This is a genomic window from Synechococcus sp. UW69, assembly GCF_900474185.1.
Lineage (GTDB): Bacteria > Cyanobacteriota > Cyanobacteriia > PCC-6307 > Cyanobiaceae > Parasynechococcus.
Genome location: NZ_UCNW01000005.1, coordinates 12,095 through 31,540, shown reverse-complemented (window position 1 = coordinate 31,540; position 19,446 = coordinate 12,095). Strand labels below are relative to the sequence as shown.

At 61.2% G+C, this 19,446-nt stretch carries 18 protein-coding genes and 2 tRNA genes; 8 read left to right on the top strand and 12 right to left on the bottom strand.

What is annotated here, in order from left to right:
- Positions 1 to 55: 55 nt before the first annotated feature.
- Positions 56 to 802, bottom strand: a complete 747-nt coding sequence (mtnC, locus tag DXY29_RS02670; RefSeq protein WP_115022705.1) for an acireductone synthase — start codon at positions 800 to 802, stop codon at positions 56 to 58.
- Positions 799 to 1,419: a methylthioribulose 1-phosphate dehydratase gene (gene mtnB / locus DXY29_RS02665; protein ID WP_244279290.1), complete on the bottom strand. Its 621-nt coding sequence runs from the start codon at positions 1,417 to 1,419 to the stop codon at positions 799 to 801. Before mtnB ends, mtnC begins: the two co-directional genes overlap by 4 nt.
- A gap of 50 nt (positions 1,420 to 1,469) precedes the next feature.
- Between mtnB and mtnA the strand changes: the two genes are divergently transcribed.
- Positions 1,470 to 2,483, top strand: a complete 1,014-nt coding sequence (gene mtnA, locus DXY29_RS02660; RefSeq protein ID WP_115022701.1) for an S-methyl-5-thioribose-1-phosphate isomerase — start codon at positions 1,470 to 1,472, stop codon at positions 2,481 to 2,483.
- Here mtnA and DXY29_RS02655 read toward each other — a convergent pair.
- Together DXY29_RS02655 and DXY29_RS02650 are read right to left on the bottom strand one after the other, a co-directional pair.
- On the bottom strand, positions 2,474 to 3,310 hold the full coding sequence (locus DXY29_RS02655; protein WP_115022700.1) for a DNA-formamidopyrimidine glycosylase: 837 nt from the start codon (positions 3,308 to 3,310) through the stop codon (positions 2,474 to 2,476). The two genes, mtnA and DXY29_RS02655, sit on opposite strands and share 10 nt — an antisense overlap.
- Before the next feature lie 5 nt (positions 3,311 to 3,315).
- On the bottom strand, positions 3,316 to 3,525 hold the full coding sequence (locus tag DXY29_RS02650) for a photosystem I reaction center subunit IV (protein WP_115022698.1): 210 nt from the start codon (positions 3,523 to 3,525) through the stop codon (positions 3,316 to 3,318).
- A 41-nt stretch (positions 3,526 to 3,566) separates the two neighbouring features.
- Between DXY29_RS02650 and DXY29_RS02645 the strand changes: the two genes are divergently transcribed.
- Complete coding sequence (locus DXY29_RS02645; protein ID WP_115022697.1) at positions 3,567 to 4,670, top strand: hypothetical protein; 1,104 nt, start codon at positions 3,567 to 3,569, stop codon at positions 4,668 to 4,670.
- 69 nt (positions 4,671 to 4,739) lie between these two features.
- The gene (locus DXY29_RS02640; RefSeq protein WP_115022695.1) at positions 4,740 to 6,200 is read left to right on the top strand and encodes an ATP-dependent DNA helicase RecQ; all 1,461 of its coding nucleotides are present in this window, start codon (positions 4,740 to 4,742) and stop codon (positions 6,198 to 6,200) included.
- 1 nt (position 6,201) lies between these two features.
- Here the strand turns inward: DXY29_RS02640 and DXY29_RS02635 are convergent, their stop codons facing one another.
- Both DXY29_RS02635 and DXY29_RS02630 read right to left on the bottom strand, forming a co-directional pair.
- Positions 6,202 to 7,227, bottom strand: a complete 1,026-nt coding sequence (locus DXY29_RS02635) for a LysM peptidoglycan-binding domain-containing protein (RefSeq protein ID WP_115022693.1) — start codon at positions 7,225 to 7,227, stop codon at positions 6,202 to 6,204.
- A 99-nt stretch (positions 7,228 to 7,326) separates the two neighbouring features.
- Positions 7,327 to 8,706: an aldehyde dehydrogenase family protein gene (locus DXY29_RS02630; protein WP_115022692.1), complete on the bottom strand. Its 1,380-nt coding sequence runs from the start codon at positions 8,704 to 8,706 to the stop codon at positions 7,327 to 7,329.
- Positions 8,707 to 8,760: 54 nt separating this feature from the next.
- On the opposite strand from DXY29_RS02630, the gene DXY29_RS02625 reads away from it, so the two are divergent.
- On the top strand, positions 8,761 to 10,422 hold the full coding sequence (locus tag DXY29_RS02625) for an alpha-amylase family protein (protein WP_115022690.1): 1,662 nt from the start codon (positions 8,761 to 8,763) through the stop codon (positions 10,420 to 10,422).
- Here the strand turns inward: DXY29_RS02625 and DXY29_RS02620 are convergent.
- Both DXY29_RS02620 and glpK read right to left on the bottom strand, forming a co-directional pair.
- Complete coding sequence (locus DXY29_RS02620; RefSeq protein ID WP_115022689.1) at positions 10,365 to 11,942, bottom strand: glycerol-3-phosphate dehydrogenase/oxidase; 1,578 nt, start codon at positions 11,940 to 11,942, stop codon at positions 10,365 to 10,367. The genes DXY29_RS02625 and DXY29_RS02620 overlap by 58 nt on opposite strands.
- Positions 11,935 to 13,440, bottom strand: a complete 1,506-nt coding sequence (gene glpK / locus DXY29_RS02615) for a glycerol kinase GlpK (protein WP_115022709.1) — start codon at positions 13,438 to 13,440, stop codon at positions 11,935 to 11,937. The genes DXY29_RS02620 and glpK overlap by 8 nt, the downstream gene beginning before the upstream one ends.
- A gap of 51 nt (positions 13,441 to 13,491) precedes the next feature.
- Here glpK and DXY29_RS02610 point away from each other — a divergent pair, with 51 nt between their 5' ends.
- On the top strand, positions 13,492 to 14,955 hold the full coding sequence (locus DXY29_RS02610; RefSeq protein ID WP_115022687.1) for a glycoside hydrolase family 13 protein: 1,464 nt from the start codon (positions 13,492 to 13,494) through the stop codon (positions 14,953 to 14,955).
- Here the strand turns inward: DXY29_RS02610 and DXY29_RS02605 are convergent.
- A tRNA-Thr gene (locus DXY29_RS02605) sits at positions 14,955 to 15,026 on the bottom strand. The genes DXY29_RS02610 and DXY29_RS02605 overlap by 1 nt on opposite strands.
- A gap of 10 nt (positions 15,027 to 15,036) precedes the next feature.
- A tRNA-Tyr gene (locus DXY29_RS02600) sits at positions 15,037 to 15,118 on the bottom strand.
- An 84-nt stretch (positions 15,119 to 15,202) separates the two neighbouring features.
- Between DXY29_RS02600 and aroQ the strand changes: the two genes are divergently transcribed.
- Positions 15,203 to 15,643, top strand: coding sequence for a type II 3-dehydroquinate dehydratase (gene aroQ, locus DXY29_RS02595; protein ID WP_115022685.1), 441 nt, complete (start codon positions 15,203 to 15,205; stop codon positions 15,641 to 15,643).
- Positions 15,640 to 16,287, top strand: a complete 648-nt coding sequence (locus DXY29_RS02590) for a tRNA-(ms[2]io[6]A)-hydroxylase (RefSeq protein WP_115022684.1) — start codon at positions 15,640 to 15,642, stop codon at positions 16,285 to 16,287. The genes aroQ and DXY29_RS02590 overlap by 4 nt, the downstream gene beginning before the upstream one ends.
- On the opposite strand, the gene DXY29_RS02585 is transcribed toward DXY29_RS02590, so the two are convergent.
- Together DXY29_RS02585 and DXY29_RS02580 are read right to left on the bottom strand one after the other, a co-directional pair.
- Positions 16,275 to 17,951: a SulP family inorganic anion transporter gene (locus DXY29_RS02585; protein WP_115022682.1), complete on the bottom strand. Its 1,677-nt coding sequence runs from the start codon at positions 17,949 to 17,951 to the stop codon at positions 16,275 to 16,277. The genes DXY29_RS02590 and DXY29_RS02585 overlap by 13 nt on opposite strands.
- 1 nt (position 17,952) lies before the next feature.
- Positions 17,953 to 18,357 (bottom strand): vitamin K epoxide reductase, encoded by a 405-nt coding sequence (locus tag DXY29_RS02580; RefSeq protein WP_115022681.1) that lies wholly within the window; start codon positions 18,355 to 18,357, stop codon positions 17,953 to 17,955.
- Between the two features lie 115 nt (positions 18,358 to 18,472).
- Between DXY29_RS02580 and DXY29_RS02575 the strand changes: the two genes are divergently transcribed.
- Complete coding sequence (locus DXY29_RS02575; RefSeq protein ID WP_115022679.1) at positions 18,473 to 19,444, top strand: DnaJ C-terminal domain-containing protein; 972 nt, start codon at positions 18,473 to 18,475, stop codon at positions 19,442 to 19,444.
- The last annotated feature ends 2 nt before the right edge of the window (positions 19,445 to 19,446 follow it).

The following is a 19,446-nucleotide window of genomic DNA, read 5'->3' as shown; positions in this document are numbered from 1 at the left end:
ATCACCATCGCCAACCATGAAAAAGCCACCTCGATTGAGGTGGCTTTTTTGTTGTCTATTTTTTTGCTGCGAGATACCTGCCAACCTCGCGCAGCGATTGAATGACCTCGTGATCTCTGGGATCTCGATCAGGATTGCCATCTCGAAGGCTGAAGAGGGTTTTTATTCCTGCCTTTCTTGCGGCGTCGCATTCCTCTCCATTGTCACTTATAAACCATATATTCTCAGGAGCGCTGTTGATCTGAGTGGCGATCGTGGTGTAGCTCTGAGAGGCTTTCTTGGCTCCAGTGTGGGTGTCAAACCAATGGCTAAAAAGCGTCTCTAAATTGCCTTCCGAGGTGTATCTGTACAGAAGCTTCTGTGCATGAATGCTCCCTGATGAATACACCGATAGCGTGATTCCTTGCCGATGCCATTGCTGCAGGCATTCGACTGTCTCTGGGAAGAGCTCGGCCTTTAATTCCCCATTGCTGTAGCCAAGTTCCCAGATTTCACCCTGTATATCTTTTAGTGCTGTCGACTTTTTGTCGATGACGATGAGATGCTCGAGGTACTGAGTTAAGGCATCCACTTCGCTGATTTGCTGAAGATTAACTTGCTTTTTGAGTTGTACGCTCTTCACGGATTGATCCTCCGCCCATTCTTTCTTGGCCTTTTGGATCGTCTGGCTTTGATAGCCGTTGTGTTCATTCTGAATCAAATAACTGCTCAGTTCGCGCTTGGCGAAGGGGAACAAAATCTTGCTGACAAAGCTGACTGGGCAAGTCGTGCCTTCGATATCGAGCAGGAGGTGTTGGTTCATGATTGATGTCTGATCATCATCTGGGTCAACTTCACGTTGAGCAGAAACTCAAGAATTTCGATGTGTCGTTTGCTGGTCTCTAGGCTTTCCCCCCAGGCGTAGAGGCCGTGGCCAGCTACAAGGAATCCGCACGGCGCTGATGCAAGTGAGGGGCTGATGGCGTTATTTAGATCCTGCATGGACTGACTGTTGCTGATCACAGGGATGTTGACGCTGGTGGCATGGGTGTTGATGCCATGCAGCCCTTTCAACATTTCCCACCCCTCCAATGTGATCACTCCATCGTTTTCGTACTGACGGGAGAGGACCGTGCCCGGCACGGAATGAGTGTGCAGGACAGCTCCTGCTTGAGTTGCATCAACAATGCGGAGATGCAACGCAGTTTCTGCGCTGGCATTGCCTTCTCCGGATAAGACATTGCAAGTTTGATCAACCACAATCAGCTGATCTGCACTGACCTGGCCCTTATCCACACCGCTGGGCGCCATCAGTAGCTGCAGTGGCTGATGCTGCAGCACAACACTGAAATTTCCCCCTGTGCCGTCGCACCATCCGCGGATGTGAAGGGCTTTGATGGCCTGAACCAGTTGGTCCCGTTGCGTTCGGCTGGTCCTCACAGTCCGGGGATCCCTTCTTCTTCTATACAGGAAACAGAGGCCGCTCTGCATTGATACTTCCTCCCAGTCTTCGCTGGACCGGAACACACCTGGAGTTGCTCGACCAGCGACAACTGCCTGGGTCCGTTGTCTTTATGCAGCTGAAGACATGGGACGAGGTGGCTACCGCTATCTCGACCATGGCCGTCCGTGGTGCTCCCGCGATCGGCATTGCTGCGGCATGGGGTGTCGTTCTTGCTGCGCAGGCCGGGGATGACCTCTCGAGTGCCATACGAGGCCTCAGAGCATCGCGACCAACCGCCGTCAATTTGGGCTGGGCTCTCAAAAAAATGGAGTCGGTCCTTGCATCCACCGGTTCGGTTAACTGCGAGTCGCTTGCTGTTGTGGCCGCTGAGCTTCAGAGACAGGATTGCCTGCTGACCCAAAGACTGGTCGACCACGGCGTTTCTTTGTTGAGTCAGGGGTGTCGGGTCTTGCACCATTGCCATACCGGCGCGATCGCTACCGCAGGGGTTGGTACGGCACTCGGTGTGATTTCTGCCGCCTACGCCCATGGCGTTTTGCGTCATGCCTGGCTGGATGAGACGCGTCCTCGGTTGCAAGGGGCTGCCCTGTCTGCCTGGGAGTTGGGTTGTTTGGGGGTGCCCTGCACGGTGATTGTCGACGGAGCCAGCGGATTGCTGATGCGTCGGGGCGAGGTGGACGCCGTGATGGTGGGCTGTGACCGTGTCGCCGCCAATGGCGATGTCGCCAACAAGATCGGGACCTACAACCTGGCTCTTGTCGCCAAAGCCCATGGCGTCCCCTTCTATGTCTGTGCACCTGGCAGCAGCATTGATCTGGCCACCCCCGATGGGGATGCCATCACGATTGAGGAACGCGATGCCCAGGAGATCACCCATGTTCAAGGTCTGTCGGTTGCGGCTCCTGGGGCCCAGGCTTGGAACCCTGCATTCGACATCACACCAGCTCACCTGGTGACGGGGTTAATCACAGAGTTCGGCGTGCTTCGCCCGCCCTATCGGGAGTCGCTCCGCGGGCTTTCGCTTCCCAATCAGCCCTGACACTGTGGGCACCAGTGGGTGCTTCGACCGGACAGCTTTTCCCTGCTAATTGGTGTTCCACAGCTGCGGCAGGGTTCCCCTCCACGCCGATAGACCCAGGCCTGCCCCCCGTAATTGCCATTGACGCCTTCAAGATCGCGGAAATCGCTGAAGGTTGTTCCACCGGCTCCAATGCTGATGGTCAAAACATTGACCAAGGCATCCCTCAGCTTCTCCAGTTGGTCGAGCTTCAGCTGGCCTGCCGGCGTGAAGGGAGCGATTCCTGACGCGAATAGACATTCATCCGCGTAGATGTTGCCAGCTCCAGCAACCAGGGCCTGGTCCAACAGAGCTGTTTTGATCGGGCGGCTGCTGCCCTTGAGCTTGTGCTTCAGATAAGCGGCAGAGAACTCTGGACTGAACGGTTCAGGGCCGAGTCGCGTCAAGCCACTGATCACGTCTTCAACCGCCTGGTCCGGAGGAACCCACCACATCTCCCCGAAGCTGCGCACATCAACAAAGCGCAACTCTTGATCTGCAGCGTTCCAGAGGCGAACACGGGTGTGTCGGCACGGATCAGTGGGCTGCTCATGCCACTGAAATTGGCCAGTCATGCGCAGATGAACGCCCCAAACGCCGCCATGGGGATTCAGGGATGCCATGAGGTACTTGCCCCTGCGTTGCCAGTCGCCCACTGTTGAGCCACATAGACCGTGGACAAAGGCGTCAGGGCCTCCTGGGCTCGCTATGGCTCTCGGTCGGCAGACCTCAACTTGTTCAATTTTGAAGTCGACAAGACGATCTGCCAGTCCCCGACGGACCGTCTCGACTTCAGGGAGTTCAGGCAACGGCCTCAGGCCGGCTCGAGTTCCGCCTCAGCGAAATTGTTGGTGTTGATGCCGCCATCAACGCCCTGCAGGCCGCTGTAGTTGACCTTCTCAAAGCGGACCACAACGGGATAGCGGATTCCCGAAGTGTCGATTGTGGCAACAGTGCCAACTTCGTTGAACCAGTAAGACTCTGGACGCTTGATGCGCACCTTGGCGCCGCGGGTGATCGCCATCGCTGGGCATTAGGAGATGCAAATGGAGCGTATCTCGCTGAATGGATGCATATCACCGCTACGTCACAGAATGTCGTCCCTTCGTTGTTGGCGTCCCTTTGAACAGTTCCATCGCACCTGATCCCGATCCGTCTCTGCTTCAACTGGATTTGCCGGACCCAGAGCGGGACGACATCAGCACGATGGAATTTCTGGCCCGCCTGGAACAGGCCTGGGCCGTCTGCGACCGCTTTGATCTGCAGACTGAGATCTGGCGGGGTCGCATTCTCCGTGCCGTGCGGGATAAGGAAAAGCGTGGCGGTGAGGGTCGGGGAGCTGGCTTTCTGCAGTGGCTGAGGGAACAAGAAATCAGCAAGACCCGTGCCTATGGCTTGATCCAACTGGCGGAATCCGCCGACAGCATGCTCAGCGACGGCACCCTGGAGGAGAGCAGTGTGAATCAGTTCTCCAAGCGGGCCTTCATGGAAACCGCCCAGGCGGTTCCAGAAGTTCAGCTGATGATTTCCGAGGCCGCCAACGAAGGTCAGGAAATCACCCGAAAGCAGGTGCGTCGTCTCACCGATGAATTCACGGCGGCCACGAGTCCATTGCTGCCGGAAGAGATTCGTCAACGCACCCAGGAAAATCTGCTGCCACCCCGTGCTGTGGCTCCACTGGTCCGTGAATTGGCCAAGCTTCCGGAGCCGCAGCAGGAGGATCTGCGCAAGGTGCTTCGCGATGAGCCCGAACTCGACCGCATCAAGGACGTCACCAGCACGGCCCGTTGGATCACCAAGGCAACGGAGTCGGGCATTGCCGTGAGGGCTTTTCAGCAGGGAGAACTGGATCTCGACCGTGCCATGCAAGAGGCCCAGCGCCTGGATGCCCTCGGCCTCTTGGCTGATGCTGTAGGCCAGGCCCAGGCCCTTGAGTCGGCTGTACTCAAGCTGCACACCTCCTGGCGGCGTTTGGGCGGTCTTCAGGAGCGCCTATGGGTCGAAAGCGGAAGTAGTACGCCCTACTTGCGCGATGTGCTGAACGCCCTGCAGACCCTCAGTGGTGCCACGCTACGGGTGTCGCTGGGAGAGCTTGCTGGAGGAAAGCGGGTGCGGTTGCAGCTGGTGGAGGAGGCTCCAGATCAATTGGATCCCCCACCGATGCCCTGACTCCAGATCTTGTGCTCGATAATCTGAAGCCTCCACATCTGGTGTGTTCTGGCTTCGCTCGAGCGTGCTCTGCAGACCCACTTCGGGTGGGATGGCTTTCGCCCCGGGCAACGGCCCGTGGTGGATGCCGTGCTGGAGGGACGGGATGCGCTGGCGGTGCTGCCCACCGGCGGCGGGAAATCGCTTTGTTATCAGCTTCCAGCGCTGGTGCGCGAAGGGCTGGTGGTGGTGATCTCACCGTTGGTTGCTCTGATGGAGGATCAGGTGATGGCGCTGCAGCGACGGGGGATCGCTGCGGCCTGTCTGCATGCCGGTCTGGATCCGGTTCGACGCCAGCAGGCCTTGGAGCAGCTGCGGGATGCCACGCTCCGTCTCCTCTACATCGCGCCGGAACGCCTCCAGGGTGAGCAGACCCGGCTGATGCTGGAACGCCATGCCATGGAGGGGCGTCTTGTGGCCCTCGCGGTGGACGAAGCCCACTGCATCAGTGCCTGGGGGCATGATTTCCGCCCCGATTACCGCCGCCTTGGCCAGATCCGCAGCCTCTGCCCAGGGGTCCCGATGCTGGCCCTGAGCGCGACGGCAGCCCCGCGGGTGCGTGCCGACATCATTCGTCTGCTCGATCTGCGTCGGCCGCTTGTGCAGGTGAGCTCGGCCCGCCGGGACAACCTCCACTACACGATGCAACGGCGCCCGCGGGATCCCATGCCCCAGGTGTTAGAGGCGCTGGAGAGGTCGCGTGGTGCAGCGCTGATCTATGCCCGCACCCGTCGTTCCGTGGAGCAGTGGGCGGAACGTCTCAGTGATCAAGGGGTTGCCGCAACGCCGTATCACGCCGGTCTGGATCCGCAGACCCGGCAACAGGCCTTACGGCTGTTTCTCGAGCATCAGCGGCCGGTCCTCGTGGCAACAGTGGCATTCGGGATGGGAGTCGACCGTGGAGATGTCGGTCTTGTCCTCCACCTTGATCTGCCAGCTACGCCGGAGGGCTATCTGCAGGAATCAGGTCGCGCCGGCAGAGACGGCCAGCCGGCCCATTGCCATGTGCTGTTCTCCCCGGGAGATCGCACCAGCTTGGGTTGGGCCATGCAGGCCTCAGCCCGGGGCAGTGACGCGTTGGAGGACCGTCGGCGGTTGGATCTGGCGCAGCAACAGCTGCGTCGGATAGAGGCTGTCGCGGAGGGTGAGATGTGTCGAGAACAGGCCCTGTTGCTCGCCGTTGGTGAGTTGGTGTCTCCCTGTGGTCGTTGTGATCGCTGCATGGAGGCACCGAAACGACGGGACTGGTCCGCACAGGTTGAAACACTGCTGGCCCATCTGGCGGAGCAGGACGGTACGGAGATGCGGCGCCTGGGTGAGCACTTGGGCCTGCATGAACCCGGACGCCATGACCGCTGGACCTGGTTGGCCCGTCGGCTCGTGCAGGAGGAGTTGATTCAGGAAAGCAATGACGGCGCTCAAAGGCTGTACCTCCGTGAGAGCGGCCGGAGATTTCTGGATTCCCCCTGGCCGCTCGATTACGCCGCCTGAGTCAGGCCTTGGCCTGACAACGATCCTTCACCAAGTCTTTTTCGAACCGGTTCTTCGGCGCCTCCCAGACTTTCCAGCTCCCATCGGCACCAGTGGCATTGATCTTTTTGGCGGAACAATTCACGGCCAGGTACAGAGCCTGACCCTTGGCATTGAGAGTGGGCACCACCTGACTGCCGCCCATGGGCTGCCAGTTGGCCCAGTCCACCTGGAGCGGACCGTAGGTGCGCCAGTCAGCCGATTTGGCCAGGGTCTGCTGGGGCTTGGCGGCCTGGACCGGCTTGGCCTTGGGAGCAGGCTTCTGGGTCTGCCCTGGTTTGGTTTGCACCGGCTTGGCTGCCACAGGCTTGGCCTTGGCTTGAACCTTTGGCTTCACCATCACAACTGGCTTGATGGCGGTTGCCACCGGTTGGGTTTGTACGGGTTGGGATTGCGTGCTGATGGGTTTCTGGAAGGAGGGATCCGTCAGATAAAGGCGCGTTCCCACTTCCACCTTGTTGGGGTCGCTGAGCTCGTTGATGCTGATCAGGCTGGCCACTGGAAGCTTGTAGGCCTTGGCGATCTGCGTAAGAGTTTGCCCTTTGGCAACGGTGTGTTCGGTGGCTCCCGTGATCGGGGTTACGGCCACTGGCTTGAAGGCCGGGCGCGGCATGACTGCGTTGCTGGGGAGTCGCAGGGTCTGACCGACTTCCACGTGGTTGGCGTTACGCAGGTTGTTGAGGGCCATCAGGTCGCGACCACGGACCCTGTACTGGCTGGCAATGCTGCTGAGGGTCTCACCGCTGTTGACGCGATGGCGTCCAGAGCCCGCCGTCACGGTGGGGCCTGGCACTTGCAAGCGACTACCGGCTTGGACAAGGTCTGGGTTGCGGATCCCATTCATCCGCATCAGGGTGCCGACGCTGACGCCGTAGCGGTCAGCGATATCCGAGAGCGTCTCGCCGGATCGCACCGTCACCGAGGCAGCTGTGGCTGACAGAGGGAGCCAAGCCGTCAGAAGAAGGGCGGCAAGAGCGGTACGGCGCATTCGTCTCCGGTAGATCCCTGCAAGATACGGTGCTTGACGTAAAGCGCCAGCCCCCCAGAGCACTTGCTGCAGCAGGGATGTGATGGATGTCGCCTCGCTTTATCCAGCCAGCCGCCTCAGCAGATTGAGATCAACCTTGTAGGGCGGGTAACGCAGCTTGAAATCAAACCGGAATGGGCGTTTAAGCACCGCCTTGTGATGACTGAACGTGTCGAAGCCGCTCTGGCCGTGGTAGCTCCCCATCCCGCTGGCGCCAACACCGCCGAAGGGCAGCTGGGGCACGCCGGCCTGCATCACCACATCGTTGAGGCAGACCCCGCCTGAACTCGTGGTGGTGAGCACCTGTTGCTGCTGGGCCTCATCACCTCCGAAGAGATACAGCGCCAACGGTTTGGGGCCTCTGCGGATCTCCTGAAGCGTTGTAGTGAGGTTCTCGAGCACCAGCACCGGTAGGAGCGGACCGAACAGTTCCTCCGCCATCAGCGGATCATTGCGGTCATCCACGCGGATCACGGTGGGCGCGATGCGCCGTTGCCCTCGGCTGATTTCGCCTCCGATCAGAATTCGGCCGTCCGCTCTGGCTGTTTCTAGAAGCTGCTCCAGCCGATTGAACTGCCGCTCATTGATGATTTGCCCCAGCTGTTTCGAGGTCAGAGGGTCGTCGCCATACATCTCAGTTCTGGCCTCTGCCATCGCCTTCAGTAGGGGCGAACGCAGTTCGGGTTCCACCAGCAGATGGTCTGGCGCGATGCAGGTCTGCCCGGCATTAATCCCCTTGCCCCAGATCAAGCGTCGGGCCCCCACCTTGAGGTCGGCACCTTCGAGAACGATTGCCGGGCTCTTGCCCCCCAGTTCCAGGGTTACCGGAGTGAGGTGGGCAGCGGCTCCTTCCAGCACCTTCCGTCCGATGCTGCCGCCACCTGTGAAGAAGATGTGGTCAAAGGGCATGGCCACCAGGTCTGCAGCCACAGTCCCATCCCCCTGGACGACCTGCACCACGTCGGGTTCGAAGTGCTCAGGGATCAGTCGCGCAATGAGATCAGCAATGGCTCCAGCGTGTTCCGAGGGTTTGAGCACGGCCGTGTTGCCAGCAGCTAGAGCACTGATCAACGGCCGTAGCGTCAGTTGAAAGGGATAGTTCCAGGGGCCGATGACCAGAACGCATCCGAGTGGTTCCGGCACAACCCTGGCCTGACCTGGGCGGAGTGAGAGGGGAACCGCGACTCGACGCGGACGCATCCATCGCTCCAGCTGCCGGCCGGTGAGCTTGAGCTCCTGTCGCAGAGCGATCAGTTCAAAAAAGGCTTCGGTCGGTGGTTTCCCGAGGTCGGCGGCGAGTGCCTCGAGCACCTCTGATTCATGCTCCTCCACCAGGGCTGAGAGGCGTTGCAATTGCTCTTGGCGCCAGGCCAGGGAACGGGTCAGCCCAGCTCCAACAAGCTCCTGCATCCGGCTCAGTTGCGTTTGGGTGAGGGGCACGGGGCTGACGATCAGGCCAGTCGGGTCTAGCAGTGGTGAATCTGCAACCGGGGGATGACCCCAGAGCTTCCGTGGTGGTCAGGGACGGTCATCTACCAGTTGATCGTTCGGAGTTATTCCGATGGGAATGGCGATGGCACTGGTGATTTCAAGGGGCTTGCGGCGCGGTTGCCCTATCTGCGTTGGTTGGGGGTTAACACCCTCTGGCTGACGCCGATTTATCCGTCTCCCCTGCGGGACGGGGGTTACGACATCACTGATTTCACCGGAATCCATCCGGATCTGGGTGATCTCGCCTCATTCCATCGGTTCCTCACGGCGGCCCACAGCCAGGGAATGCGGGTGATTTTGGACCTGGTCCTCAATCACACCAGTGACCTTCATCCCTGGTTCCAGAGAGCCCGCTGGGCTCCTCAGGGAAGTCCGGAACGGGATGTTTACGTCTGGAGTGACGACCCCAAGCGCTATGCCGAGGCACCAGTTCTGTTCAGGCACTTCGAGGCCTCGAATTGGGAGTGGGATCCGGTTGCCGAGCAGTACTACCTGCACCGATTCCTGCGTCATCAGCCCGATCTCAATTACGAGAATCCCTGGGTGCAAGACACGATGCTGGAGGTTGTCGACTTCTGGCTAGAGCGCGGTGTGGACGGTTTCCGTTTGGATGCGGTTCCGTTCCTGTTCGAGTCAGAGGGCAGCCGTTGTGAAGGGTTGCCGGAGACCCACGCCTTCCTCAAGCGTTTGCGGGAACGGGTGGATCGGCATGACCGTGACGTGCTGTTGCTGGGAGAGGCGATTCAGCCGGTGCAAGAGGCTGCTCCATACCTGGCGGATGACGAACTGCATGGTGCGTTCAACTTCGTTCTCACCGCCCATCTGTTCGCAGCTATTGCCAGTGGTCGCACTCAGCAGCTTGGAGAGTGCCTGATGCAGGCCGAGCAGGCGGTGCGTGGTCCTCGCTGGGCTTTGCCGCTGCGCAACCACGATGAACTGTGGCTCGGGGATGGTCATCTGATCAGCGATGAGGTGATTCAGACCATCCGGGTGGGCTTGCCCCAGGGGCAGGGGCATTGGCTGAACTGGGGGATTAACCGACGCCTGGCTCCCCTCCTCAACGGCGATCCGCGCTCCAACCGCTTGCTGCATGGTCTTCTGTACAGCCTTCCTGGAATGCCTTGCCTGTACTACGGCGATGAACTGGGCATGGGTGATTGGCCTGGTTTAAGGGACCGTGATCCCAACCGCACGCCGATGGCCTGGACGCCGGCACGCAATGGTGGCTTCTCGACCGCCCCCGATCCGCTGTTGGTGCTGCCACCGATCACAGCTCCCGGATATGACTACCGCGTGGTGAATGTGGAGGTGCAAAAGCAGCTGCCGGGGTCGTTACTGAACTGGCATCGGCGCATGCTCACCTGCCGCCGTCTCCTTCCAGCGCTGAGGCATGGAAGCTTCCGGTTGTTGCACAGCCCCCACCCCGGGGTGCTGGTTTATCTCCGCTGCACCGAGGCGATGACTGTGCTGGTGGCAGCCAATGTCACCGCAGCCGGAGCATCCCTCAGTCTTGATCTATCGGAGTGGGACGGCGAGCGCACCCGTGAGGTGATGTGGGGTTGTGAGTTCCCTCCCGCCGCAGCGGAGTGGTTCGTGAATCTTCCGCCCTACGGATTCAATTGGTGGCTGATCGGGGAGGTGGAGCCCGCCACGACGCCGGCTTGATCCAGGAGGGCATCCACCTGGGGCCTGAGCCGTTCGGCATCGTCCAGGTCCACCATGGCCAGCCGGCAGCGGCGGGCCAGCACATCGCTGCTGCTGCGTGCATGTTCCCGCTGAATGGCGTGGTCCAGTTCGGCTGCACAGAGGGGGATCACCGAGCTGAGGGGCTCGCGTCGGCTGGGCTCGGAGGGTTCGATCAAGGCCACTGCCTCCAAGCCATAGGTGCTTTGGAGATGGGCGACTTGCGCGGCCCTTAGAGCGGTGTCGGGGAGCAGGGCTTCGAGTTGGTGTTTCTGGCGTTGCAGGCCGTCCAGGGTTGCCTGCAATGACTCCGCTGCCCCTCGCAGCGGCATCGGTTCAGGGGTGGGCAGCGCCCGGCCGAGCTGGCGTTCCACCGCGGCCAGGGTGTCTTCGGCCATGGGCCGGCAGGTGGTCCATTTGCCACCCATCACGCTCACCAGGCCGCAGGCCAGGGTTTCCACCTCGTGCTCCCGCACCACACGGCTGCTGTCCATGCCCTGGTCCGCGGGCTTCAGCAGCGGTCGTCCCCCCGCCCAACGGCTGCTCACCTTCGGATGCTGGAGCTGGGGAAACCACTCACGCACGTAGTCGAGCAGGTAGCTCTCCTCCTCCGGTGAGGGGGATGTGGCGCTCTCCTTCGTGCAGGCTTCATCCGTGGTCCCCACCAGGGTGCGGCCGTGGAAGGGGAGCATGAACAGCACGCGTCCATCCGCGGTGGATGGCACCAGAAGCCCAAGGCCCTCTGGGCAGAGGTTCTGTTCCAGCACGATGTGTGCTCCACGGCTGGTGAGCATTCGTGGTGGGGCATCAGCGTCCGCCATCTGCCGGATTTCATCTGCCCGAATGCCCGTGGCATTCACGAATGCCGAGGCGCACCAGCGCTCCCGTTGGCCCGTTACGGATTCACTGATGGCTGCCTTGAGCTGGCCCGTTCCGTCGGTTTCCAGCTGCACCACCCGACAACGGGTGCGCAGGGTTGCCCCCCGCTGCTCCGCCGTGAGAGCCAGCAGCAGGTTGAGGCGGGCATCGTCGAACTGCCCATCGCTGTAGGCCACGCCGCCTTGACATGCCTTCATCAGAGGCAGGGCCTGACGCATCTGCTGCTGAGACAGCAGTCGGCTGTGGCCGATGCTCCGCTGACCTGCCAGGGCGTCATACATTCCCAGCCCAAGGCGGTAATAGGCCTGTCCCCAGAGCTGTTGTGTGGGCAGGGCCAGTTCGAGTCGCCGGGCCAGAAACGGCGCCTGTGTCAACCAGTGGCTCCGCTCGAGCAGGGCTTCCCTCACCAGCCTCAGTTGGGCCAGATCCAGGGTTTTGAAGGCCAGCTCCAGGTAGCGGACCCCGCCATGGAGCAACTTCGTGCTGCGGCAACTGGTGCCACCTCCGATATCTCCGGCCTCGAGCAGGGCCACGTTGAGGCCCCGCCGCGTGGCCTCGTAGGCCACGCTCGCGCCACTGGCACCAGCCCCGATAACCAGCAGGTCCACCTGTTGATCAGCCATGCCACCCAAGGCTTCTGGACACGGCGTTCTGCCAGCGTGCGCGCCAGCTGCTGCGCTGGGATTCATCCATCTGTGGCTGAAACAGTTCCGCACCGTCACTCCGCGCGGTCGCGAGCTGCTCCAGGTTGTTGATCACCCCGGCTTGAAGTCCTGCGAACAGCGCCACCCCCCGTGCGGTGCTCTCGAGGCTGGCGGGCCGCCGGACCGTCAGACCGGTGCAATCCGCCTGCGCTTGCAAGAGGGGATCGGAGGCAGCAGCGCCACCATCCACGGCCAGTTCCCCCAGGCTGGTGCCGAGGGCCTGTTCAGCGAGTTCTACCAATGTCGCTACAGATAGGGCAATTCCTTCCAGAGCCGCACGGGCGATGTGACCACGCCCGCTGTCACGGGTGAGGCCCACCAGAACACCGCGAGCCTGGGGATCCCAGTGCGGTGTTCCCCAGCCGGTGAAGGCGGGCACGAGCATCACACCTCCAGAATCCGGCACCGAAAGCGCTAAGTCGTTGACCTCAGCGGCCTGATCAATGATCTGCAGCCCATCCCGTAGCCACTGGATCACGGTGCCGGCGTTGAACAGACTCCCCTCAAGGCAGAAGCTGGGCGTGCCGGCGGCATCGGTCCAGCCGAGGGTGCTCAGCAGACCCGCATCCGAGCGGCGGAGGACGTCGCCGGTGTTGATCACCAGAAACGCCCCCGTCCCGTAGGTGCACTTTCCTTCCCCGGGCTGCAAGCACAGCTGGCCAAGGGTGGCGGCCTGTTGGTCGCCGAGCATCGCCTGGATCGACAGGCCTGCAAAAGGAAGATCTGATGCAATGCGTCCGAACTCACCGCGGCAGGGCAGTAGCTCCGGGAGAGCGTTGGCAGGTAGCCCTGTCTGGGTTCGGAAGTCATCCACCCAGCGCTGCTGCTCCAGATCCATTAACAGCGTTCGGCTGGCATTGCTCATGTCGCTGCCGTGGCGCTGGCCGCCGGTGAGTTGCCACAGCAGCCAGCTCTCCACCGTTCCAAAGCAGAGGTCATCGCTGGCCGCGGCGGATTGGGCGTCGTCGTAGTGATCGAGCATCCAGCGGATTTTGCTGGCACTGAAGTACGGGTCGAGCAGCAAGCCCGTGCGTCGGCACCACTCCTGCTCCAGGCCCTGCTGTTTCCAGGCCTCGCAGATGGCGGCGGTACGGCCGTCCTGCCAGACGAGGGCCGGTCCGCAGGGGAGGCCGCTGCTGCGGCGCCAGAGCACCGTGGTTTCCCGTTGGTTGGTGATGCCGCAGCTCACCACCGCCTTGCGCTGTCCATCGCTGAGCTTCGCGTCGAGCTGAACCAGGGCCTGTCGCTGGCTGGTCCAAATCGCCATCGGGTCCTGTTCCACCCATCCATCAGCGGGGTAGGAAATTGGCAGCGGTGCACTGGCGCTGATCACCAGATCCCCCGAGCTACTGAACAGTGCAGCCCTGGAGCTGCTAGTGCCCTGATCGAGGGCCAGAAGAAGAGGCTGTTCAGCCATGGCCAATGTCTTTCTCTCCTGCTAGCCAGGAGTTGGCTGACTGCAAAGGTTTTGGGAGCGATCACTCCGTTTCGAGACCCACCTGCTTGGGTTGCCGATGCGGTGCTCTACCAGATCTTTCCCGACCGTTTCCGGCGCAGTGATCGGGTCAATGCGCAGCGTCATCTCGCCCTGAAGCCATGGGGGACGGACCCTCGGGAAGAGGGATTTCAGGGCGGGGATCTCTATGGCGTGATTGATGCTCTCGATGAGCTGCAAGCCATGGGCATCACCTGCCTTTATCTCACGCCCATCTTCAGCTCAGCCGCCAACCATCGATATCACTCCTACGACTACTTCGAGGTTGATCCTCTGCTGGGGGGCAACGCAGCTCTCACGGAACTCATCGACGCTGTGCATCAGCGCGGCATGAAGTTGGTTCTTGATGGTGTGTTCAACCATTGCGGCCGAGGCTTTTGGGCCTTTCATCACGTGGTGGAGAACGGTGCGGATTCGCCGTACCGGGATTGGTTCCATGTGCACCGTTGGCCCCTCCAGCCCTATCCCGCGGAAGGCGAGGACTGCGGATACGACTGCTGGTGGGCATTGCCTGATCTGCCCAAGTTCAACCATGGGAACCCTGGTGTCCGGGAGCATCTGCTGGCGGTCGGCCGTCACTGGCTTGAACGTGGGATCGATGGTTGGCGTCTCGACGTTCCAGCAGAGGTCCCTGCCGATTTCTGGGTGGAGTTCCGGCAGATGGTGCGGTCCACCAACCCGGATGCCTGGATTGTTGGAGAAGTGTGGGGTGATGCAACGGCCTGGCTGCAGGGCGACCACTTCGATGGCGTGATGAATTACCGGCTTGGTTGGAGCAGCATTTGCTGGGCCGCCGGTGAGACGCTGCGCCGGGACTATCGCAACCCTGAGTACCCCCTTGATCCCCTTGATGGCCAGGCCCTGTTGACCATCTGGACGACGACAGCGAGCTCCTATCGGGATGTGGTGAACAGGGCTCAGATGAATCTGCTCGACAGCCATGACGTCCCCCGAGCGCTTCACAGCCTCAGCAACGACTTGGCTGCCTTGAAGTTGGCACTGTTGCTGCTCTTTCTTCACCCAGGAGCGCCCTGCATCTACTACGGGACAGAGGCTGCTCTTGCAGGTGGTCCTGAACCAGGTCCATCTGGCGGGCCTGGCCCCTCCTGCCGTGAGGCCTATCCCTGGGATGTCCCTTGGACAGCAGATCTACGTCCTTTTATTCAATCGCTCGCTGAACTTCGTCGAGCCCATGGAGCTCTGCGTCGGGATGGCCTGCAGTGGTCAGTCCATGGAACAGACGGACTGGAGGGAGTCGCGGATGGCCTACGGGTTCTGATCAACCGCAGTCGCTCAGAACACTTGCCCTTCTCTCTGGAGCCCGACAGTTCCGTGCTCTGGATCCTCGGATCAGCCGACAGCCGAGGTCTTGGTCTGCAATCAGCAGTTGTCCTCGGTTCGAGAGAAGTCTCCCCTGGTGCCGAGGGGAGGAAGTAAGCCCTTGTCGAGACTTGAACTCGAGACCTCTCCCTTACCAAGGGAGTGCTCTACCGCTGAGCTACAAGGGCATGTGGAGGATGGGCCGGGTTGGATTTGAACCAACGTAGGCAGAGCCAGCGGATTTACAGTCCGCCCCCATTAACCACTCGGGCACCGACCCGAACCACACCGCAAGAACTTACCAGTCGGTGTGTCCTTCCCCACGATCTCGATACGATCTGGCGAACTGAGGCGGCCTCCAGCCATGCACGTTCTGCTGCTGAACGGTCCAAATCTGAACCTGTTGGGCCAGCGTGAGCCAGGGATCTATGGCCAGTCCTCTCTGGCTGATATCGAGGCAGCACTGACCCGAGAGGCGGAGCAAGAATCAATCCAACTGGACTGTTTCCAAAGCAATTTCGAAGGTGCCCTGGTCGATCGGATTCACCAGGCGATGGGGCGTAGCGATGGAATCCTGATCAACGCTGGGGCTTACACCCACACGTCCATCGCGATTCGCGATGCCCTTGCCGGCGTTGCAATCCCCTACGTGGAACTTCATTTGAGCAACACCCACGCTCGGGAAGATTTTCGCCATCACTCGTTTCTTTCCGAGTGCGCCGTCGGTGTCGTCTGCGGATTCGGACCAGCGAGCTACAGCCTTGCTTTGAAAGGATTGCTCAGCCACCTGAGGCCGAGCGCATGACCCTCACCGTGCCGCAGAAAACGGTCGCGTCGATCCGCTGGTTGGCTGCCCCCACCAGTGGGAGCTGGGTGGAGCAGGCCAATGCCCGGCCAATGGAGGTGCTGATCGATCACGCCCATTGCGAACGCAAAGCTGCTGGGGCTGCTGTGCAGATGATGTTTCGCTACCTCTGCGAGCCCGGTCTGGGTGAAGCTCTAAGCCCTCTGGCGCGGGAAGAGCTTGAGCACTTCGAGCAGGTTCTGGCGCTGATCAAGGCACGGGGGCGTTACCTGGAACCGATTCCCTCCCCGGGCTATGGAGCGGAACTCGCCCGACAGATCCGCAAAGGCGAGCCGCAAAGAATGCTCGATTCTTTCCTTGTGGCTGGCTTGATCGAAGCCCGCAGCCATGAGCGCATGGCTTTGCTGGCGGAGCACAGTCCGGATCCGCAGTTGAGGGATCTTTATCGCGATCTGCTGGCGAGTGAAGCCCGCCACTTCGGGCTGTACTGGGTGCTGTGCGAGGAGCGCTACCCGCGGGATGTGATTGTGCAGCGCTTGCAAGTGCTTGCTCAGGCCGAAGTGAAGGCGCTGGAGGGAGAGCTGGTCAGTCCTGAGGATGTGCGCATGCACTCGTGTGGGGTGGACATCAGTCAGATCAGCTGAGCGGCCTCCTGCAAAGCATCCAGCCTGGAAGGCCGCAGTACACCCTCTACACCGAATTGCCGCAACCGTTGCTCGAGGGCCTGATTGGCCCCGGCGATGAACAGCGTGCGTCCTGCTGATTGAGCTTCCTCAACCATGCGTTCGATCGCCAGCGTTGCTGTGACCCCGATGCGAGGCACGTCGGTGAGGTCAAGGATCAACACCTTGTAGCTCTGGATCAACCCCATCCGCGCACTGATCCCTTTGGCGGCTCCAAAACTGAGGGGGCCGCGCAGACGGAACAGCATCAGGGCCTTGCCGCAGCGCAGGATCAGGGCCTCCTCCTCTGGGGAGAGATTGGCGTGCAGCGCATCCTTGGCATCGGCAGGGTTGTCTTCTTCCATCCCCTCCAGCTGAGACCGCGTGATCGCGTCCACGGTCAACAGATTGGCCACGAACATCCCCACCAGAACCCCCCAAATCAGGTCCCAGAACACCGTCATCAACAACACGGCGTACATCAGTGCGGCCGTTTTCGCCGACAGGCGATGGGCCCGAAGCAGAAAGCCCCAGTCGATGATGTCGAGCCCGACTTTGATCAGGATTCCCGCCAGTAGTGCCGTGGGGATCTGCGCTGCGAGAGGTCCTGCCCCCAGCAGCACGAGCAGCAGAACCAGGGAATGGGTCATGCCCGACAAGGGCGTTTGACCTCCGGATTTGATGTTGATGACCGTTCGCATCGTGGCTCCGGCACCGGGGAGCCCAGACAGGAGTCCGGCAGCTGTGTTGGCAATGCCCTGGCCGATCAGTTCACGGTTGGAGTCATGGTTGGTCTGGGTGATGTTGTCGGCCACCAGCGAGGTGAGCAACGAGTCGATAGCCCCGAGCAGGGCAAGAACCATGCCTGCTTTCACCAGCTCCGGCAGGTGCCGGCTGAAATCAGGAAGGACGAGTTGCAAGCCCCCTTCGGGGATTGATCCGATGCGGGCGATGGGCTCAACGCCCAGATCAAGTAGCCGGTTGTCGTTGAACAACAGCAGCGACAATGGAGTCACGATCAGCAGCGCCAGCAAAGGCGTTGGCACCCATTGACGGATGCGCAAGGGGGTGAGGAACACCACTGCCAGCGTCATCAATCCAACGGCGAGAGCTGCTGGATTCCAGCTGGGTGCGTTGATCAGCGACTGCAGCGATGCAATGACGCCGCCCCGGGTGCTCACCCCGATGAAAGGCCCGAGCTGAAGGGCCAGGATGATGAAACCGATCCCCGACATGAAGCCGGAGACCACCGAATAGGGCACCAGGGTGATGAAGCGCCCCAGCCGCAGTATCCCGAGCAGGGCTTCAAATACACCACCGATAACGACAGCGGCCATCACCAGCGGCAGCATCTCGCCGGCACTCAGGTCACGACTGATTCCGACGGCAGCCAGGCTGGACACAATGCCCGCCACGGTGACGCTCATGGGTCCGGTGGGTCCGCTGACCTGGGCGGGGGTCCCCCCGAGCAGGGCCGCCAGAAAACCGGTAACGATGGCGCCATAAAGGCCATAGATGGCGCCGCCTGGCCCAAGGGCCGCATTGCCGAAGGCCAGGGCGAGGGGCAGGGCCACCACGGCTGCCGTCAGGCCTCCGAGCAGGTCGCCTCGGATGTTGCGCCGATGCAAGCCGTTAATCAAGGCCATGTCAGTTCAGCCCGCTCCAGCGGCTCAGGGCATCCAGAGACTGAACGCCAACTTTTCGGCGTCCATCGGGAAGAACCCAGGTGGGATAGGCCCGGATGTCTGCAGCGCTGCAGGATTCGGCTTGCTTCGGCAGCGTCTCCGGCTTGCGGCACTCCACATAGGGCAGCTTCGCTCCGGCCTGTTTGCCAAAAAGGTTCATCTGTTTGAAGCACGCCGGGCATGTCCAAGCGCCGTAAAACCTGGCTCCAATTGCCCTTAGATGATCCGTGAGTTCGACGGCCTGGGGGCTGGAGTCGCGCAGGGGCTCCCCGATCGTGCTGGCCCATGGAGCGGCCAGTCCCGGTGCGACGGCTCCGCCAGCCGCGAGCAGCACGGTTGCCAGCAGGGATGAAGCAACGCCTCGCATGCCGATGCAGCTAATGGCCCGAAGCTAGGTCGCATTGATGCGTTCGGGCTTCCCTCCATGCGGAAGCAACAACGCAGGCTCTTTGCGGTGAAAATAGGAAGACCACTGAATGGGTATGGCAGGCAGCGGATACAAGGACTATTTCCAGGTGCTCGGTGTTGATCGCAGTGCCGACGCTGATGCCATCAAGAAAGCTTTCCGCAGCTTGGCGCGGCAATATCATCCCGACGTCAACCCTGGTGATGCGCAGGCTGAGGCGCGTTTCAAAGAGATCAGTGAAGCCTACGAAGTGCTCTCCGACCCGGAGAAACGGCGTCGTTATGAGCAATTCGGCCAGTACTGGAATCAGGCCGGTGGCATGGGCGGGGGAGCAGCACCCGGCATGGACGTCGACTTCGGTCGCTACGGCAACTTCGACGATTTCATTAACGACCTGCTGGGACGTTTCGGTGGGCCGGCAGGGAGCGGTTTCCCGGGGGGTGGATTTCCTGGAGGCGGATTCGCAGGAGGAGGTTTTCCCCGTGGCGCCCAGCCCTCACGACCTCCGGTGAATCTGGATGCCGAGGCCTCGGTCAATGTGAGTTTTGCGGAAGCCTTTCGGGGTGGCGAGCGCAGCTTGTCTGTCAACAACGAGCGCGTTCAAGTGCGCATCCCTGCGGGAGTGAAGACCGGCTCTCGGCTTCGATTGAAGGGCAAGGGCAACCTGCAACCCGGAACCGGTCGGCGTGGCGATCTCTATCTCAATCTCAAGATTCAGGAGCACCCGATCTGGCGGTTGGAGTCGGATCAGCTGCGTGCTGATCTGCCTGTCAGCCTTGATGAACTGGCCCTTGGAGGCATGGTCTCCGTGATGACCCCAGATGGTGAGGCGCAGGTCAGCATTCCAGCAGGCACCGCCCCAGGCCGCAGCCTTCGGCTTAAGGGCAAAGGCTGGCCTGCGAAGTCAGGTCGCGGTGATCTCTTCCTCACGCTGACACTGTCCATGCCGTCCTCCTGGAGTGAGGAGGAGCGTCGTCTGCTCGAGCAGTTGCGTGCCAAGCGCACGGGACATCCACGTCAAGAGTGGCTTCGTTCTGCGGCCCTCTGATC

Bases quoted from the DNA above. Each gene is read 5' to 3' on its own strand.
- DXY29_RS02620 (WP_115022689.1), bottom strand. From the start codon at position 11,942: ATGGCTGATCAACAGGTGGACCTGCTGGTTATCGGGGCTGGTGCCAGT.
- aroQ (WP_115022685.1), top strand. From the start codon at position 15,203: ATGCACGTTCTGCTGCTGAACGGTCCAAATCTGAACCTGTTGGGCCAG.
- glpK (WP_115022709.1), bottom strand. From the start codon at position 13,440: ATGGCTGAACAGCCTCTTCTTCTGGCCCTCGATCAGGGCACTAGCAGC.
- DXY29_RS02580 (WP_115022681.1), bottom strand. From the start codon at position 18,357: ATGCGAGGCGTTGCTTCATCCCTGCTGGCAACCGTGCTGCTCGCGGCT.
- DXY29_RS02585 (WP_115022682.1), bottom strand. From the start codon at position 17,951: ATGGCCTTGATTAACGGCTTGCATCGGCGCAACATCCGAGGCGACCTG.
- DXY29_RS02645 (WP_115022697.1), top strand. From the start codon at position 3,567: ATGGATGCATATCACCGCTACGTCACAGAATGTCGTCCCTTCGTTGTT.
- DXY29_RS02650 (WP_115022698.1), bottom strand. From the start codon at position 3,525: ATGGCGATCACCCGCGGCGCCAAGGTGCGCATCAAGCGTCCAGAGTCT.
- DXY29_RS02590 (WP_115022684.1), top strand. From the start codon at position 15,640: ATGACCCTCACCGTGCCGCAGAAAACGGTCGCGTCGATCCGCTGGTTG.
- DXY29_RS02635 (WP_115022693.1), bottom strand. From the start codon at position 7,227: ATGCGCCGTACCGCTCTTGCCGCCCTTCTTCTGACGGCTTGGCTCCCT.
- mtnC (WP_115022705.1), bottom strand. From the start codon at position 802: ATGAACCAACACCTCCTGCTCGATATCGAAGGCACGACTTGCCCAGTC.
- DXY29_RS02575 (WP_115022679.1), top strand. From the start codon at position 18,473: ATGGCAGGCAGCGGATACAAGGACTATTTCCAGGTGCTCGGTGTTGAT.
- DXY29_RS02625 (WP_115022690.1), top strand. From the start codon at position 8,761: ATGACCCCAGAGCTTCCGTGGTGGTCAGGGACGGTCATCTACCAGTTG.